Source organism: Arthrobacter sp. Y3223065 (assembly GCF_059090885.1).
Window position 1 is genome coordinate 584,463 of the sequence record NZ_JBNHGC010000003.1, and the last position, 17,687, is coordinate 602,149.

Sequence of the window (17,687 nt, forward strand, 5' to 3'; positions counted from 1 at the left end):
TTCTGCCTTCTTCCCCAAGAAACATCCCCCGAAACTTCCCCCCAGAAGTTCCCCTTGGTAAAGACTAACGATTCATCGGCAGAATGATAGGGGTAGGGTAAAAATTTTTGAGCGGCAGCTCCGCGCGTCAGGCCTCAAGTTGCGGGATTTCGACCACGACATCCGACGGCTTCTTGTCCGGCCGGAAGCCCCGCCAGACCGGGTGGCGAAGCTTCCCGGATCCGGTGCGTTCGCTGAACTGGACCTCGCCGACGAGCGCGGGCCGCACCCAGTGCGCGTCGGAGGCGTCGGCCGACGGCACGCCCTCCAGCGGCGGGGTCTTGCGTGACATCTTCTTCAGCCGCGAACCGATCTCGGCCAGTTCGCGCTCCGTCAGGCCGGAACCGACGCGGCCGAGGTAGCTCAGCTCCACGCCGTCGGGCACGGCCACCAGCAGCGAGCCGACCTTGCGGGCGCGCGAGCCTTTGCCCGGCCGCCAGCCCACAATGACCACTTCCTGCGTCAGCTGGTTCTTGATCTTGATCCAACTCCTCGTCCGTAGGCCCGGCGCGTAGTTGCTGTCCGTGCGTTTGGCGATGATGCCTTCCAGGCCGACCTCCCGGCTGGCTGCGACCGCTTCCGCCACGCTGGCGTCCAGCTCCGGCGGCACCTGGATGTGTCCGTCGTCCGGCGTTTCCACCGCTTCCTTGAGGATTTCCCGCCGTTGGGTGTATTCCAGCCCAAGTGTCGATGTTCCGTCCAGTTCCAGCAAATCGAAGAGGAAGTACTCCACCGGGTATTTCGCGGCCGCGCGCTCGATGTCTGCTTTCCTGGTGAGGTTCATGCGGTTCTGCAGGCGGCCGAAATCCGGCCGCCCTTTGGCATCGAGGGCGACGATCTCGCCGTCCAGCACCGCGGTTTGGGCCAGGACATGGTCGGGCAGGTCCGCCAGTTCCGGGTAGGTCTTGGTCAGGTCGTTGCCGTTGCGGCTGACAAGTTGCACGTCCCCGTCGGCAACGACGGCGACGGCCCGGATTCCGTCCCACTTCATTTCGTAGGCCCAGCCCTCGTCCTCGTCGATGGAGGCTTCGGTGCCCTGGACGGCCAGCATCGGTTTCACCGGTTGCGGCGGCCCGGCCTCCCGGCCCGCGGTGCCGGCGTCCTCCGGCTGCACCGTGGTGCCGGCGGCCCGCTTGGCCTGGCGCCCGGACCCGCCGTCCTGTGCTGTCCCGGCGGCAGGACGCGGCTGGTCCTTCATCAGGTGCATCAGCCAATTGTCCTTGCCGTCCCCGCCGCCGGTGCGGATCAAGGCGTACCGACGCGGACCGGAGGGTCCGCCGTCGTTCGCCAGGCCGCCGTCGGCGCGCCCGTGCAGCACGATGATGACTTCCTTGCCCTCGCGCCACTTCTCCACTTGGTAGGTGCCGCTGTCCCAGATGGTCATCTCCCCGGCGCCGTATTCGCCCTTGGGGATGGTGCCCTCGAAGGTGGCGTATTCCATGGGGTGGTCCTCGGTGTGCACGGCCAGGTGGTTCTTGCCGGTCGAGACCGGCGGTCCCTTGGGCACGGCCCAGGAGACCATCACCCCGTCGTGCTCCAGCCGGACGTCGTAGTGCAGTCGGCGTGCGTGGTGTTCCTGGATGACGAAAACCGGTTCATCGTCCGACTCCCGCGGCTCGATCCCCGCGGGCACCGGCTCGGGCGTCCGGTCCGGGTCGCGCATGGAACGGTACACGCTGAGCCGGTCCGACTCCGGCTCCGCGGCTTCCTGCAACGACTGCTCGTCCGCGGTGCCTCCCGCCATGCCGGCCAGCGGGTCGCCCATCTCCTTGACGCGCTCCAGCACCTCGCGGAAATCAAGGTGCGCCAGGTTGGGGTCTTTCAGCTCGGCCCAGGTTCGAGGTACCGCCACGGTCGGGTGCGGCCGGCCGCGCAGCGAGTACGGGGCAATCGTGGTCTTGGCCCAGTTGTTCTGGCTCCAGTCGACAAGCACCTTGCCCGTGCGCAGCGCCTTCTTCATGTCGCTGACCACGAGGTCCGGGTGGTCGGCCTCCAGCAGGCGGGCCAGCTCGTGCGCCACCTGGCTAACGTCCTCCGAGGTCTGCTTGCCGTCCAGCCCGGCGTAAAGGTGGATGCCCTTGGAACCGGAGGTTACCGGCCGCGGGTCGAGCCCCATCCCCTCCAGGATGTCTTTGATCAAAAAGGCCACTTCGACACACTCCGCCAGCCCGGCCCCTTCCCCCGGGTCCAGATCCAGCACCATCCGGTCCGGATTGTTGATCTTGCCGCGCGGGCCGAACTTCCACTGCGGAACGTGGATTTCCAAGGCCGCAATCTGCGCCAGCCAGGTCAGGGTGGCCCGGTCATTCGCCAGCGGGTACACATTGGTGTTGCTCTTGTGCTCGATGGTGTGCCGCATGACCCAATCCGGCGCGGACTTGTCCAGGTTCTTCTGGAAAAACACCTCGCCCGGTTCCTGCGCCGTGCCGACGCCGTGGACCCAGCGTTTGCGCGTGACCGGCCGGTCCGCCGCATGCGGAACGAGGTATTCGGCGATCTCGGAATAGTAGGCGATAACGTCCGCCTTGGTGGTCCCGGTTTCCGGGTACAGCACCTTGTCCAAATTCGTCAGCCTGAGCCGGTGTCCGTCAACGGCTACGGTCTCCTTCTGGCTGGATTTCTGGCTGGCCATACCGCCAGTCTGTCCGCCGGGTGGCCGCTTGGCTAGGGCCCCGCCTCTGGCTTTGTACCGCCCGCGGGTGTTCACTAGTGGGATGAGAGCCATCTGGAAAGGCGCGGTGGCGTTCGGGCTGGTCAACGTTCCCGTCAAGCTCTACAGCGCCACCGAAGACCACGACGTGAGCCTGCACCAGGTCCATGACAAGGATGGCGGGCGCATCCGCTACCAGCGCCGGTGCGAGGTGTGCGGCAAGACCATCGACTACCAGAACATCGACAAAGCCTACGACGACGGTGAGCACACCGTGGTGCTCACCGACGAGGATTTCAAGTCCCTGCCGGTCGAAAAGAGCCGCGAGATCGAAGTGGTCGAGTTCGTCCCGAGCGACCAGATCGATCCGATCATGTTCGACCGCAGCTACTATCTGGAGCCGGATTCGAAGTCCACCAAGGCCTACGTCCTGCTCCGGCGGACCCTGGAAGAAACGGACCGGACGGCCATCGTGCAGTTCGCGCTGCGGCAGAAGACCCGGCTGGCGGCACTGCGTGTCCGCGGCAAGGTGCTGATGCTGCAGACCCTGCTGTGGGAGGACGAGGTGCGGGAGGCCAGTTTCCCGTCGCTGGAAGAAACGGTGCGGATCTCTGCGAAAGAGAAGGAGATGTCCGCCGCCCTGGTGGAGTCGTTCTCCTCCGACTTCACGCCCGGCGACTACACCGACGAATACCAGGAACAGCTGCGGACCCTGATCGAGGCGAAGTTGGAGCAGGGCGAGGCGCTGGACACGGAAAAGACCTTCGGCACGGACGAAGAGGAAGAAGGCGGCAAGGTCCTGGACCTGATGGAGGCACTGCGCCGCAGCGTCGAGAAGAACCGGGAGGCCAAGTCTTCGGCCGGCTCCTCGTCCAAGAAGAAGTCCGGCTCCAAGTCCGAGGCGTCGAAGGGCGCCTGACGCGCCATCAGTGCGGCACGACGTCGGGGCGCGGCCGCTCCCCCGGCGTTCCGTGCGGCTACTGACGGTAGTTTTCCACTTCCCCGACCGGCCGGGTCTCTGCTTCGCCCGGGTCCTCGCCCGCCTTGCGCTTGGCCCGGCGCTGGCGCAGCAAATCCCAGCACTGGTCCAATTGCTCCTCCAGGCGGCGCAGCTCGGCGGCGCGGGCGGCGGCCTTGTCCGGCTCCTCCGGCGCGGAGTCGCGCAGTTGTTGTTCCTTCTCGACCAACGCGCTGATGTACTGCTGGATGTCCTGGTCCATGGCACGTCCCTCCTGGCGGTAGTCACCTCAGGCTACTTCGCACGCTACCCGCGGGCTAGGGCTGCCGTCTCCTCAATGAATTGTGTTCTGTGGTTGACTTCCTGCAGGGCAAACCCGGTGACCAGTTACGTGGAGGAACAGAAGACTCATGGCATATGGCGAGCTCGACACCTCGTCCGGGATACCCCTGTATCGGCAGATTCGGGAAATCCTGCGCCGGGAAATAGCCGAGGGGATCGCGGATCCCCGGAAGCCCATGACCGAGGCGCAGCTGCTCAGCCGATTTGAGGTCAGCCGGGCGCCCATCCGGCAGGCACTCCAGGAGCTTGCCAGCGAGGGGTACATCTACAGGAAACAAGGCAAGGGGACGTTCCCGGTCGTCGGCACCAGGGTCCAGCGGCCGGCCGACGTGCGGTCGGGGGCCCTGTACCAATACCTCTCCGAGAGCGGGCTGCATCCGACGGGGAAAGTCGCCGGCATCGAGCGGGTGGAACCGCCGGGCCGGATTCGGGACCTCCTGGGGCTCGAAGCGCACGAACGGCTCCTGCATTTCACGCGCCTGATCTCGGTCGAGGGTGAGCCTCTCGTCGAAGCCGACGTCTATATTCGGGCGCCCGAGGACTTCAGCCCCACGGCCGCGGAACTGGAAGACGAAGGCTCCGCCTTCGAACTTCTCAAGAAAGGGTTCGGCATCGCGCACGTGCGCGCCGAGCACGAAGCCTGGGCAACTGCGGCCACTGCCGAACAGGCGGCGACCTTCGGGGTGGGCCTGGGGAGCCCGTTGCTCGTCATCGAGACCATCTTCTTCACCACGGGTGACCTGCCCGCCGGATGGCGCTCCGCAGTGCATCAGGCAGAAAAATTTAAGTACCGGTTCAGCACCAGCCAGTAGCGGCGGCCGTGCGGGAAATCCACCCGCTTCCCGCCCCCAACCAGGGATGTTTTCAAGGTTGTTTGCCTTGACTTTGGCATGACATCGTGTAAACCTAGTTGACAGGTAATCAAGGTCACAAAAGCGTGAGGCCGCGGCCCTTAGCGGACGTCAGGCCTCTCGATGGACTGCCTCCTTCGTTTACTACCGCCTGCACCGGTTTCGGCGAGGAATGAATCCAGAGGTCGCGGTGCATGATCCTTCCCCGCGTGACGTCGGCCATGGCGTGGCGTCAGACGAAAGGTTGTGCCAATGACGGATACAACGACAACCCCCCACCAGACGGCCAATACTGTTCTTGGCCCCTTTCCCGCCCATGAATTGGGTGTGGTCGCGGTCCACGAGGCCCTGCTCTCGGTGGTCCCGGGAGCCCAGTACGCCCCGGACATCAGCATGGACCGGGCGGAGATCTTCGAGGTCCTGGCCGCCAAGCTCACCGACTTCCGCGAGCACGGCGGCACGACCATCGTGGACAGCACCGGCATGTTCCACGGCCGCGACGTGAAGCTGTTCGAGGCGCTCTCGCGCTCGACCGGCGTGCACATCATCGCGTCCACGGGCATGGGTCCGGAGGAAATGCTCGGCGGCTACTTCCTCACCCCGCAGACCAACCCGCCCACCCCGTGGCCGGCCGAAAAGTTTGCCGACCTCTTCTCCAAGGAAGTCAGCGAGGGCATGGTGGTCCCGCGGGTCGAGCGCCGCGGAGCCGCCGGGCTGGTCACCACCACCGCCACCCGCGAGGGCATGACCCCCACCGACGAGAGCCTGTTCCGCGGGGCGGCCCGGACCGCCCTGGCCACCGGCGTCCCGGTCTCCATCCGCTACGGCGCCGACGCCCTGCACGACCTCGACGTCGTCCTGGACGAGAAACTGCCCGCCGGGCGGGTACTCCTCGGCGGCCTGGACCGCCGGGACGCCGCGGCCGCCGGTGCCGCCCTTGAGGTGGCCCGCCGCGGCGCGTTCGTGGGCCTGGACCACGTGGGCCTGGACGACGACGGCGACTACCTCACCGACCGCGAGCGGGCCGAACTGGTGCTCGAGCTGGTCAAGGCCGGCCACACGGACAAGGTCATCCTCTCGTCCAACGCGATCGGCGTGGCGAAGGGACAGCCGGACTACGACCTGCCCTTCAGCCACGTCCTGGCCACCTTCGTCCCCTTCCTGAAAACACTGGGCCTGGGCGACGACGACGCCCGCCGCATCCTGGTGGACAATCCGCGCAACCTGCTGACTGTGCGCTGAGCACCGCGGCCCGCCATCAACAAGCTTTCGAAACTCCTGAGGTGAAGGAATGACCAAGGTCAACACCGTGCTGGGAACCATCCCGGCTGAAGAACTGGAAATCGTGGCAGTCCACGAACACATCGGCTACGGCATGCCCGGCTCCGAACTCGACACGAGATGGTGGAAGTCGCCGGAGCAGGCCTACGAGGAAACCGTGCCGAAGCTGCGCCAGTTCCGCGAGAACGGCGGCGGCACCTTCGTGGACGCCACCGGCATCTGCAACGGCCGCGACGTCGACTACTACAAGTCCCTCTCCGCCAAGACCGGCGTGCACATCGTGGCCTGCACCGGCTTCGTCGGCGGGGACACCGCCCTGCCGCACTTCGCGCGGGCGTCGGTGGACTACTTGGCGAAGGTGTTCATCCACGAGATCACCGTGGGGATCGGCAACACGGGCGCAAAGGCCGGCGTCATCAAGGTCGGTGTGAGCCGCGGCGGCAAGATGACCGAACTCGACAAGCGGATCTACCGCGCCGCAGCCCGCGCCGCCGTCATCACCGGCGTGCCGATCCTGACGCATCTGGCCATCGATCCCGAGCCCGCCGTGAACATCTTCAACGAAGAGGGCCTTCCGTTGGATCGCGTCCTCTTCGGCCACGCCGACGACGGCTTGAACGCCCCGATCACCCCACACGACTGGATTTACGAGCAGGGCGGCCGCATTGGCTTCGACACCTTCGGCTACGACCTCGAATTGCCCGACCCGCCGTTCTGGGGCCGCAAACGCGCCGAGCGCATGGAGCACTTCGTCAAGCTCGTGAACAAGGGCTACGCGGACAAGCTGCTCGTCTCTGCCGACGCCAACTGCAGCCCGCTGGGCTGGCCGGGCGTGAAGGGCCACACCATCAACTACATCTTCGACGACATGATCCCGGACATGCGCGCCGCCGGCATCGACGACGCCACCATCAAGCTCCTCCTCGAGGACAACCCGGCCGATTTCCTCTCCATCAAGGCCTGACCCGCATCCCTCCATCCGGCGCCACGCGCCGGCTCCGCTGCCGCCTACGACGACGGCGGCGGATCCCAACCCAACCCATTCACCCCGAGGACGCCTGCACCGGCGTCCAGTGAAGGAACACAGAACAATGCAGACTTCCGACATCCAGAACCTGAAGGTTGCCGTTGTGGGCGGCGGCTACGCCGGCGCTTCCGCTGCCCTGGCACTGCTGCAGCTCGGCGCCGACGTGCACGTCTACGAGCAGGCCCCCGAGCTTGGTGAAGTAGGAGCCGGCATCGGCCTGCGCCCGCCGACCGTCGAGGTACTGCGCAAGTGGGGCGTGTTCGAAGAGTTCGAGAAGGTCTCCGCCCCCTCCGAGGCCATCGAGGTCTACCAGGCCAACGGCGAGCTCATCGCCCGCGACCCGTGGCCGGGCATCAACGAGTACGCCCAGGTCAACCACTGCCGCATGGTCCACCGCGGGGACGTCATCGAGACCCTCCTGCGCCTCCTGCCGTCCGAGCGCGTGCACATCGGCCACAAGATGATCAGCATCGCCGATCACGGCAACTCCGCCACCGTGAAGTTCGAGAACGGCGTCGAGGTCACCGCCGATCTGGTGGTGGGCGCCGACGGCATCCGGTCCAGCGTCCGCAACCAGATCTTCGGTGAAGTCCAGCCGGTGTTCTCCCACACCATTGCCATGCGCGCCGTCATCTCCGCCGACGCTGCCTACGGCCTGGTGGAGAACGACAACTTCCGCGTCTACGTCGGCCAGAACGGCACTACCGTGTACTTCCTGCCGCTGCGCCACCGCAACCAGGTGTCCTTCGACATCACCGCACCGAGCGACGACACCGCCTGGGCACCGGAGGTCACGCACGAGTACATCGGAGCGCTGCTGGAGGGCTTCGACGAACGCCTGCAGAAGATCGGCCAGGAACTGGACATCGCCTCGATGACCAACCGCGGCGTCTACGACATCGACAAGCAGCCCAACTGGCACACCGACAGCGTCGCCCTGGTTGGCGATGCCGCGCACGCCATGCTGCACCACCAGGGCCAGGGTGCGAACTCCGCCATGCAGGATGCCGCCTGGCTGGCCGACGCCATCAAGGACGGCTCCGACCTGCAGGAGGCCCTGCGCACCTACCAGGCCAAGCGCAAGCCCATCACCGACGTGCTGCAGGACATCTCCCGCAAGCCGTTCGACATCGGTGACTCCTTCCCGGAGACCACGTCCTTCGAGAAGGGGGCGGGTGTCGAGTGACCATCCACCCCGAGATCGGCAAACTCCTCGCCACGCTGCCGCCGTTCGACCACGGCACGCGGCCGGACCCCGAGGCCAAGCGCGCGGGCGACCTGCAGTTCGTCGCGCCGCTGGAGGAGCGGCTGCCGCTGACCGCCGTCGAGGACACCGTTGCAGCCACTGCGGCGGGCGAGGTCCCGGTGCGGATCTATACCCCGGCCGAGGCCGCGTCCTACGGGCTGCTGGTGTACTTCCACGGCGGCGCGTTCTTCTCCGGCAGCCTCGAGACGCACGACCACGTCGCGCGGGCGCTGGCGAAGGAGAGCGGCCACAAAGTCATCTCCGTCGGTTATCAGCTGGCACCGGAGGCCGCCTTCCCGACCAGCCTGCAGGAATGCTACGGGGTGGTCCGATGGGCCGCCGAGCAGGGCGGGAGCCTGGCCTGGGACGGAAAGAACCTGGCGTTGGCCGGCGACAGCTCCGGGGCCAACTTCGTGGCCGCGGTGACGGCGATGGCCCACGACGAAAGCTTCGATCGGATCACGCACCAGATCCTGTTCTACCCCTCGCTGGACCTGGACTTCGACGAGGACCGCTACGGCTCGCTGCGGGAGAACGCCACCGGTTATGGCCTGGAGACCCCGGCCCTGAAGCCGTGGAACTCCTTCTACCTTGAGAGCGGCGCGGACCCGGCAGATCCGCTGGTCTCCCCCATCAAGCGCGAAAACCTCGCCGGCCTGCCGAAGGCACTGATCATCACCGCGGAGTACGATCCGCTGCGTGACGAGGGCGAGCTCTACGGCCAGCGCCTGAAGGACGCCGGCGTGGAGACCACCGTCAGCCGCTACGCGGGCGCCAACCACGGGTTCGTCCAGAACTTTTTCTGGATCCCGGAAATGTACCGGGCCTACCAGGAGGCGGGCGAGTTCCTGAACCGGGGCTGACCCCACCCGCCCCACACGCATCGGCGGCGCGCACCCCAAGGTGCGCGCCGCCGTCGTTGTTTTGGTGTGGTGGAGCCCGTCAGGCGTTCCTGCCGTACAGCTTGCGGTAGCCGTGCAGCGTCGTGAAGAACGGCGAGGGCTCCAGGGTCGGGTCCCCGGTATAGCCGAGTTCCTCGGCCACCGAGGCGAACGGGGAATAGGGCGAGCCGGTCTCCTGCAGGCCGCCCTCCAACGACCGGCGGGCGGCATCGCGGACCCGGGCCTCGATGTCCAGGCTCTCCTGCAGGGCCTGCCGGGCCGTGGTGCCGTCCATCCCTATGTCGAAGGGCACACCCTGGGTGTTGCGGTAGGGGTGGCCAAGGTACAGGCGCTCGGGACGGACCTCGTCGCGCAGGTACCGGAGGCTGGCCCGGTAGGCGTCCGGATCCTCATAACCCGGGAAGTGGTTGGCGGCACCGTGCACCTGGACGGAGTCGCCGACGAACACCGCGTTCTGCCCGTCCACCACGTAGGCCACGGAGCCGGCGGTGTGACCGGGGATGTGATGCACGGAGACCGTGACATCTCCGCCCAGGCTGAGGGTTTCGCCGCCCTCCAGGAGCATGTCCGGCTCCATCTCGCCCGAGATGGCATGACCGGCTGCCCTCGCCTGCTCCTCGATGGCGTTCGGGTTGTCCAGGTACTGCTGGCGGACGTCGACGTAGTTCTGCACGTGCGCCTGCCGGGAGCGCAGCAACGGGGCGTCCGCTTGGTGGATGACAACCTTCGCCTTCCGGCCGGTGAGCTCCCAGAGGGCGTGGGCACCCCCGAGGTGGTCGATGTGGCCGTGGGTCAGCAGGATCCACTTGACGTCCTCGATGCGCCGGCCCAGCTTCTCCAGCTCCGGCACCATGCCCTCGACCGGTGACGTGGTGATGCCCGTGTCGACGATGGCCGGCTCGGGCGCGTCGATGAAGAAGCTGTAGAGACCAAAGCGGCCCCAGGGCGACACCAGCGGATGGATTGTCACTTCTTGCGTCATTGTTCTCTCCTCAGCTCCGGGACCGGTTCACGGTCCTGATGGTACGGCGCCGGCGGCGCGGGACCTCTGCCCCGCCGGCCTTTCAGTGCCGAAGGCCGGGACCGGTTTCGACATCATCGTCTTGCTCCGAACTTTATTATAATAATATAATCGAGCCACGCTCTGATGAGCGAGTCTGCCAGCGGGATGCCTGGCACTCGAACGTTGACAAGGAAGTGCACACTCATGACTGATTTCACGACGTGGAATGCCGGTGGGGAGACGATCAAGATCCGCAAGGACCTGCGGATCCCGATGCGCGACGGCGTCGAGCTCGCCGCGGATACCTACCAGGGTCTTGAGGACAAGCCCCGGCCGGCACTGGTGGCCCTGAGCCCGTACGGCAAGGAGCTGCAGGCGCTGGCGCTGACCACTCCCCCGCAGCGGCGTCCGAGTCCGATGTGGGACGGCTGCATCGAGGCCGGCGACATCGCCGGCATCGTCAAGGAGGACTACGTCCACGTCATCGGCGACCTGCGCGGCTCCGGTGACTCCGGCGGCGAACACATCGGCAACTACAACGCAGGTGGCGTATCGCTGGGCCAGGACGCGTACGACTTCATCGAATGGGTCGCCGAACAGCCGTGGTGCGACGGCAACGTCGGCATGGTCGGCATCTCCTACTTCGGCTCCATGCAGGTGTTGGCTGCGGCCGAGCGCCCGCCCCACCTGAAGGCGATTTTCGTCAGCGGCGGCCACTACGACTTCTACGAAACCACCTACCACGGCGGCATCATGTGGTTCATGCCCCGTGCCGCCCGCGAAGGCCGCGGCGGAGACTCGGGCTGGGCCTTCACGGACAACGTCAAGTCCCGCATGATCGAAAAATACCCCCCCGAGGAGCTCAAGAAGCTGGTCGCCAAGCGCCTCGAGGACCCGGACGTCGCCGCCTGGCCGAACCTGGTCCACGTGCTGCATTACCCCAAGAACCACGAAGCCTGGTTCGACATTGTCATGAATGAGCTGGACGGCGAATGGTACGAGGAGCGCAACCCGATCACGCTCGCTCCGAACATCGACATTCCGGTCTGGCTGCAGATCGACCAGGGCCGCGGCTGGACCATGGACGGCACCATCGAGCTGTACAACTCGCTCAAGGGCCCCAAGAAGCTGACCATCGGCCCCTACCCGCCCATGCAGTCGCGCCCCTTCATCGAGGAGCACGACAAGATGTTCCGCTGGTACGACTACTGGATCAAGGGCATCGACAACGGCGTGATGGACGAGCCGGCCGTGAGCGTCTTCGTGGAAGGTTCCCGCGAGACCGTCGAGGCGGACCAGTGGCCGCCGAAGGAGATCGAGTACAAGTCCCTGTACCTGCGCCCGCGCCACAAGCTGTCGGCCGAGCCGGAGCTGATGGGCGTGGAGTACGCGGCCCCGGACGGCTTCTACCAGGCGCCGCTGACGGTGACCGACAAGGTGGAGATCCTCAGCTGGAGCACGGGGCCGTTCGAGGAGGACACGGAGATGATCGGCACCGGTGCGGCGCACATCTTCGCCGAGATCGACCAGCCGGACTCGAACTTCATCCTGCGCCTGTGGGACTACGCCCCGAACGGCAAGCGCCAGCTGATCACCACCGGCTACCTCAAGGCCTCGCACCGCGAGCTCGATGAGGAGCGCACCAGCGAGGGCAGCCCGATCCACCCGCACACCCGTGCCGTGCCGGTGGAGCCGGGGAAGATCGAGGAGTATGTCCTGCGCCTCTACCCGTTCGCCAACACCTTCAAGCCGGGACACCGGCTGGTCGCCGAACTTTCCAACGGCGAGCCGCTGGCCGACGAGCACAACGCACTGCTGCCGCCGGACGCCTTCCACCTCCCGGTGGGACGCCCGGTAACGCACAAGATTTACCGCGACGCCGCCCACCGGTCGCGACTGGTCCTGCCGTTCACCGCCTGCACGGCGGGAGACCAGGCGAACTGACGCCCCAGCGGCGCCCGCTGCTGGCTGGCCCCTCCCTCACCCGGAGCGTAAGACATCCTCCGGCCGTGATGAACAGGCCCCTGAACATCACGGCCGGAGGTGCTTACCGCGCCTCTTATGCTTGTGGAATGGAAACAACGGAGCACGGCAAGGCGCGGAAAGCCGTCGAGGACAACCGCGATCTGGCGGTGGCCTTGATCGACATCTCCTCCGATGTCCGCCGAAAGTCCCACGAAAATTCCGGCGTCCCGCTGCTGCCCAACGGCATGGTGGACATCATGCGGGTCATCGAAGCGCACCCCGGAATAACAGTGGCCGAGGTTGCTGCCAGGCTTGACCGCCAGTTCAGCAACGTCAGTACGCAACTGCGCGAACTGGTAGCGCGCGGGCTGGTGACGCGGATACGCGACGAGGCGGACAAGCGCTATGTGACCCTGCACCCCACTGACGAGTCCCAGCGGATCAGGATCCTGCTGGAAACCGCGTGGGCGGAAACACTCGGGGCGGCGGCAGCCAGGCTGCACCCCCACGAACAGGAGCAGGTTGCTGCCAGCCTGCCCGCCCTCCAGCGCCTTGCGGCACTGATCAACGAGCCGGACTAGCCCAGCACCGTCGCTCACGCTTTCTTTTGCCGCTATACTTATAGTTTTGTAAGTATTAGCTGGCCCATGTCTGCCTGCAACTCAAACGACCAGAAAAGGTGTCCATGAAAGACGTCCTAGAGGAGAAAATTCCGCCCGGAGAGGTGGAGGCGGCAGAGGCCGTGGAGCCCGAGAGGATCTCGCCCAAGCGCGTTGCCGCCGTGATCACCGCACTCGTGCTGTCAGCGCTGATCATGATCCTCAACGAGACTGTGCTGACCGTCGCCCTGCCCAACCTGATGGCGGACCTGGGCGTCCAGGCCACCACCGCGCAGTGGCTGACCACCGGCTTCATGCTCACGATGGCCGTCGTCATTCCGACCACCGGTTTCATGCTTCAGCGTTTTACCACGAAGAGCCTCTTCGTCAGTGCGATGCTGCTCTTCATCGTCGGCACGGCGCTGGCAACCGTCGCCCCAACGTTCGCGGTCCTGCTCATTGCGCGCATCGTCCAAGCGGCCGGCACGGCCATCATCCTGCCGCTGCTGATGACCACCACGCTCACCTCCGTGCCGGTCCGGCACCGCGGCACCGTCATGGGCCTTAACTCCGTGGTCATCTCCGTGGCTCCGGCCATCGGCCCCACCCTCTCGGGCGCCGTCATTAACTCCTTGACGTGGCGCTGGGTCTTCGGCCTGATGGTCCCGGTGGCCATCATCGTCTTCCTCTTCGGCGTCATTGCCATCAAGACTGGCAAGGAGACGCGCAAGGCTCCGCTGGATGTCCTTTCGGTCATCCTCTCCGCCTTCGCCTTCGGCGGCATCGTCTATGCGCTTTCCTCCATCGCCGACCTGATGGAAGGCGCCTGGGCCCCGGTCGTCGCGCTGGTTGTCGGTGCCGTCGCCCTGGTGCTTTTCATTCGGCGCCAGCGTGCCCTGCGCAAGACCGAGTCGGACCTTCTGGACCTCCGTCCGTTCAAGGTGCACAACTTCCGCATCTCGGTCATCATCGTCATGATCGCCATGGCCACGATGCTGGGCACAGTGATGGTCATGCCGATTTTCATGCAGAACGGCATGGGCCTGAGCACGCTGACCATCGGCCTGGCCCTCCTGCCCGGCGGCCTGATCCAAGGCATCGTTTCCCCGATCGTCGGCCGTATTTACGACAAGGTAGGCCCCCGGCCGATCGTCATTCCCGGCGCCTTCCTGCTGGCCGGCGGCCAGTGGTTGTTGGGCAGCGTCCATGTTGATACCCCGGTGACGACGATCGTCGTTTTTCACACGGTGTTCTGCATCGGCATGGCCATGCTGATGACCCCGCTGATGACCGTCGCCCTGGGCGCCCTGCCTCGTGAGCAGTACGGCCATGGCAGCGCCATCATGAATACCCTGCAGCAGTTGGCCGGCGCAGCGGGTACCGCGGTTCTCGTTGCCGCCATGACCATCGGTACGGCGGCGGCGGCAGCCAGCGGCATCGCCGAGAACGTAGCCTTGGTCGACGGCGTCCGGGTCGCCTTCACGGTCGGCGGCATCCTCGGCCTCGTGGCCGTCGTGTGCGCTCCGTTCGTTCGGCGGCTGCCGGAGAACGCCGACCACTAAGGTCCGGTTGCTCCCGCCTGCACCATAGAGGAAGCCGGTCATCCCGCACGGGATGGCCGGCTTCCTGCGTTTCGGTCGTACTCCGCGTCGGCGGTGCTAGGAGGCCGTTTCCGGGGCCCCTGCGTCCGGTTCGGTTTCCTTGACGCCGTGCAACCCGAAAAAGCTGAGCAACGCCGCTGCCAGGGCCGCGATGGCAACCACGAGGAAGGCCTGCGTGAATCCACTGCCCAAGGCCTCGAGGGCGAACTGGCTACCGCCCGATCCGGGAACGCCCTCGGGGATGCTGTTGAGCGCGATCGGACCGCCCGCTTCCGCAATGCCCATCGCCGGACCCAGCTGGTCGGGAGCCAAACCGGACGTTTGCAGGGAGGTCATGAGCTTTCCGCCGGCGGTGGAGAGGGCAATGGCACCCACCAGAACCGGTCCGAGCGCGAAGCCGAGGTCGCGCAGCAGGTTGGTGGTGGCGCTGGCCATGCCGGTCATCTCACGCGGCACCGAGTTCACGGCAATGGCGGTCATCGGGCTCAGCGTGAAGGCGAAACCAAGTCCGACCAGCAGGGACGGCAGGATGAAAGTGGTCACGTCGCGACTGGTGACATCGGCGTTGGAGTTGATCATTGCGCCGGCAGCCATGGCCAGGAATCCGAAGGTCATCAGCCAGCGGGACGAGACGCGGTTCTGCAGCCGTGACAGCACGGGGATCAACACGAATGCCGGCCCCTGCAGCAGCAGGAACAGCAGGCCGAGGTACAGCGGGTTCTGGTGCTGGACCGGACCCAGCCACATGCTCGTGGAGAAGCAGGCGCCGAGGAAAGCGAACATGCCGACCACGGCTACGATCGACGCGATGGCGAACTGGCGGTTCAGGAACAGCCTCAGCTCAAGCAGCGGGGAATCGACGCGCAGTTCGATGACCACAAAGATCGCCAGCAGCACTGCCCCGGAGGCGAGGGCGGCCATCACATGGGTGCTGGTCCAGCCGTCCTCGGGACCCTGCACCAGCCCAAAGAGAACCAGGATCAGGCCAAGTGCGAAGGTGATCTGGCCCCAGATATCCAGCCTGCGCTCCCGGGCCACCTTGGCCTCGGCGGAGCGCAGAGCGGTCAGCAGCAGCGCGGCGAGGGCCGCCAACACCACCACCGCGTAGGCGCCGCGCCACCAGCCGAAGCCGGCAAACACGCCGCCCAGTAGTGGCGACAGGGCGGAACCTGCGGAGAGGAAGCCCGCCCAGATGGCGATGCCCCGCACCCGCTCCTGCATGGAGCGCGCCACCGACGCGACCAACGCCAGCGATGCGGGGAAAATCGCACCCGCACCCAACCCGTTAATGGCCGAGCCTATCCACATGGCCTGGACCGTTGGGGAAATGGCACAGATCAACGAACCGATCATGACCAGCACTGCGCCGCCCACGACGAGCTTGCGGTGGCCGTACTTGTCGCCGAGCACGCCGAAGGTCAGCTCGAAAACCACCACCGGAATCATGAACGCGGCGGTGATCCAGGTGAGCTGGGAACCGAACGTGTTAAAGGTGAGCTGGAATTCGCCGTTAAGCGCGCCGGGCAGCGCATTGGCGATCTGCGCCACCATGACAGCCAACGAGGCAGCGACCATAGTGCCCTTGGTACGCGCGGGCGCGACTTCCACTGGCGGTGCCTGGGGCGGTGGATAGGCCTGCGGCGATGGCGTGTGGGTCCCCTGGTTCTGGCTCATATGAAACTTCCTTGTCATGGTGTGAGCGATGTGGTGAACGGGTGGTGCTTGGCGGTCCAGGGCCTCGTCGTGGCAGTCGCATCCGTCCGCACTGGTAGCAGAAGGTTGTTCGACGAAGCCCTGCCGCAGAGTCCCCGCCTATTCGCGTCCCGCTGTGACGCACGCGACAGGATTACCGTGATGGGGCTAACAGTATTGATTCGGAATACACAGTGTCAAGTGACAACCTGTTGTGTCGTCTCAGCGGCCTGTGTGCAAAATCCGCAAAACGGCTCCGGATGAGGGCAGCGGTGCGGCGGAAATCCGCAGGGCAGCTCGGCGTGGTCCGAAGGGGGCACGGCCACCGGCTATTCTGTGTGGCATGGCAACACTCCGCGAGGCTCAGAAACAGCAGACCAGGCAACTTCTCTTGGACACCGGCCTGGAGCTCTTTGAAGCCAAGGGCTACGCGGCCACCACTATCGACGACATTGCCGCCCGGGCCGGCACCACGAGGACCACCTTCTACCTGCACTTCGCGTCGAAGGCACAGCTGATGGGCGACGTGGTGAAGACCGTCGACTCCATCCTCACCAGCGTGGACGACCCGGCCCTATCGACCGTGGTGGAACTGGGTACCCGGGACTTGGTCCGCACCTGGATCAGTCGGAAATTCGACCAGTGGGAAGCAACGCGCCCCTACCTGCATGCCGTCTATCAGGCGGCCCCGGTCGAGCCTGAGGTCGCGAAGGTGATGGAGGACTGGTTCCGTGATGTGGCCGCGGACATGACGTCCGGGCTGGATCGGTCGGGGCGGTTCGACCCGGCCAGCCGGCAGGTCCGCTGCGTCCTCGCCTTCGGCCAGCTGGAATACCTCTCGCAGCGGTGGATCCGCACGGGCTGGATCATGGATCGCGACGTGTGCCTGGAAACATTGACGGATTCCTGGTGCCACCTGCTTTCGGAAGGGTGAGCCTGCAGCAGGTTCAGCCTTGGCGCGCGCCCGCCAGCAATTCGGCCAGCGCCCCGCGGCCCAGCACGGGCTGGCGGTACTCATCGCTGAGGATCTGCAGCATGGAGCCGGCATAGTCCTCATTGGTCGAGGCGATCATGTCCTTGGCGAAGACCACGCGGAAGTTGTGGGCGAAAGCATCTGCTGCCGTCTGCGCCACGCAGTTGTGGGTCGCCACGCCGGCGAGGACCAGGCGTTCCACCCCGGCGTCCCGCAGCCGCTGGGCCAGGTCCGTACCAAAAAACGCGCTGTCGCGTGTCTTGAGAATGCGCTCCAGGCCCTCGGTCTGCAGCCCGGGCAGGAATTCGGCCTGCTCGGTCCCTTCGAACAGAAATCCCTGGTCATCGTCGAGCATGCTGAGGGTCCAGGTTGAGCGGTCCCTGCGGTGTTGGGTGTAAACAAGCAGCACCGGCACCTGCGCCGCCGTCGCGGTCCTGATCAACAGATTGGCTGACTCCACCACGGCTTCCTGCCGCTTGGCCAAGGCAGGGTCCTCGAAGTACGCGTTCTGCAAGTCGATCATCAGCACCGCAGTTTTCATGCCCTCCGCCTTCCGCC

Annotated in this window: 15 protein-coding genes; 10 read left to right on the top strand and 5 right to left on the bottom strand. The window is 65.9% G+C overall.

The genetic code is table 11. From position 1 onward, the window contains the following. Nucleotides 1-127: 127 nt before the first annotated feature. Nucleotides 128-2,671 (bottom strand): ATP-dependent DNA ligase, encoded by a 2,544-nt coding sequence (locus AC5RUK_RS11330; protein WP_494152224.1) that lies wholly within the window; start codon nt 2,669-2,671, stop codon nt 128-130. An 82-nt stretch (nt 2,672-2,753) separates the two neighbouring features. On the opposite strand from AC5RUK_RS11330, the gene ku reads away from it, so the two are divergent. Beyond that, nucleotides 2,754-3,608: a non-homologous end joining protein Ku gene (gene ku / locus AC5RUK_RS11335; protein WP_494152225.1), complete on the top strand. Its 855-nt coding sequence runs from the start codon at nt 2,754-2,756 to the stop codon at nt 3,606-3,608. 58 nt (nt 3,609-3,666) lie between these two features. Here the strand turns inward: ku and AC5RUK_RS11340 are convergent, their stop codons facing one another. Next, nucleotides 3,667-3,909, bottom strand: coding sequence for a DUF2630 family protein (locus AC5RUK_RS11340; protein WP_493988433.1), 243 nt, complete (start codon nt 3,907-3,909; stop codon nt 3,667-3,669). A 148-nt stretch (nt 3,910-4,057) separates the two neighbouring features. Here AC5RUK_RS11340 and AC5RUK_RS11345 point away from each other — a divergent pair, with 148 nt between their 5' ends. The 5 genes from AC5RUK_RS11345 to AC5RUK_RS11365 all read left to right on the top strand — a co-directional run bounded on the left by AC5RUK_RS11345 (nt 4,058) and on the right by AC5RUK_RS11365 (nt 9,257). After that, nucleotides 4,058-4,801, top strand: a complete 744-nt coding sequence (locus AC5RUK_RS11345; RefSeq protein WP_494152226.1) for a GntR family transcriptional regulator — start codon at nt 4,058-4,060, stop codon at nt 4,799-4,801. Between the two features lie 291 nt (nt 4,802-5,092). Beyond that, nucleotides 5,093-6,082, top strand: coding sequence for a phosphotriesterase family protein (locus AC5RUK_RS11350; protein WP_494152227.1), 990 nt, complete (start codon nt 5,093-5,095; stop codon nt 6,080-6,082). Nucleotides 6,083-6,131: 49 nt separating this feature from the next. Continuing rightward, nucleotides 6,132-7,085 carry a phosphotriesterase family protein gene (locus AC5RUK_RS11355; RefSeq protein ID WP_494106985.1) on the top strand — a complete coding sequence of 318 codons (954 nt, stop codon included), beginning with the start codon at nt 6,132-6,134 and terminating at the stop codon, nt 7,083-7,085. Between the two features lie 127 nt (nt 7,086-7,212). Beyond that, on the top strand, nt 7,213-8,334 hold the full coding sequence (locus tag AC5RUK_RS11360; protein WP_493988429.1) for an FAD-dependent oxidoreductase: 1,122 nt from the start codon (nt 7,213-7,215) through the stop codon (nt 8,332-8,334). Further along, nucleotides 8,331-9,257: an alpha/beta hydrolase gene (locus AC5RUK_RS11365; RefSeq protein WP_494106986.1), complete on the top strand. Its 927-nt coding sequence runs from the start codon at nt 8,331-8,333 to the stop codon at nt 9,255-9,257. The genes AC5RUK_RS11360 and AC5RUK_RS11365 overlap by 4 nt, the downstream gene beginning before the upstream one ends. A gap of 79 nt (nt 9,258-9,336) precedes the next feature. On the opposite strand, the gene AC5RUK_RS11370 is transcribed toward AC5RUK_RS11365, so the two are convergent. Further along, the gene (locus tag AC5RUK_RS11370) at nt 9,337-10,278 is read right to left on the bottom strand and encodes an MBL fold metallo-hydrolase (protein WP_494152228.1); all 942 of its coding nucleotides are present in this window, start codon (nt 10,276-10,278) and stop codon (nt 9,337-9,339) included. A gap of 225 nt (nt 10,279-10,503) precedes the next feature. Between AC5RUK_RS11370 and AC5RUK_RS11375 the strand changes: the two genes are divergently transcribed. The 3 genes from AC5RUK_RS11375 (at nt 10,504) to AC5RUK_RS11385 (ending at nt 14,425) form a co-directional block, all read left to right on the top strand. Continuing rightward, nucleotides 10,504-12,243: a CocE/NonD family hydrolase gene (locus AC5RUK_RS11375; protein ID WP_494152229.1), complete on the top strand. Its 1,740-nt coding sequence runs from the start codon at nt 10,504-10,506 to the stop codon at nt 12,241-12,243. Between the two features lie 128 nt (nt 12,244-12,371). Then, the gene (locus AC5RUK_RS11380; RefSeq protein ID WP_493988425.1) at nt 12,372-12,845 is read left to right on the top strand and encodes a MarR family winged helix-turn-helix transcriptional regulator; all 474 of its coding nucleotides are present in this window, start codon (nt 12,372-12,374) and stop codon (nt 12,843-12,845) included. A gap of 104 nt (nt 12,846-12,949) precedes the next feature. Then, entirely contained in the window at nt 12,950-14,425 is a 1,476-nt protein-coding gene (locus tag AC5RUK_RS11385; RefSeq protein ID WP_493988424.1) for an MDR family MFS transporter, read from the top strand. Nucleotides 14,426-14,521: 96 nt separating this feature from the next. On the opposite strand, the gene AC5RUK_RS11390 is transcribed toward AC5RUK_RS11385, so the two are convergent. After that, nucleotides 14,522-16,138 (bottom strand): MFS transporter, encoded by a 1,617-nt coding sequence (locus AC5RUK_RS11390; protein ID WP_494106990.1) that lies wholly within the window; start codon nt 16,136-16,138, stop codon nt 14,522-14,524. 361 nt (nt 16,139-16,499) lie between these two features. On the opposite strand from AC5RUK_RS11390, the gene AC5RUK_RS11395 reads away from it, so the two are divergent. Then, entirely contained in the window at nt 16,500-17,090 is a 591-nt protein-coding gene (locus AC5RUK_RS11395; RefSeq protein WP_494152230.1) for a TetR/AcrR family transcriptional regulator, read from the top strand. A 13-nt stretch (nt 17,091-17,103) separates the two neighbouring features. Here AC5RUK_RS11395 and AC5RUK_RS11400 read toward each other — a convergent pair whose 3' ends face one another. After that, a complete protein-coding gene (locus tag AC5RUK_RS11400) occupies nt 17,104-17,670 on the bottom strand; it encodes a cysteine hydrolase family protein (RefSeq protein ID WP_494106992.1) in 567 nt (188 codons plus the stop codon). Between the last annotated feature and the right edge of the window lie 17 nt (nt 17,671-17,687).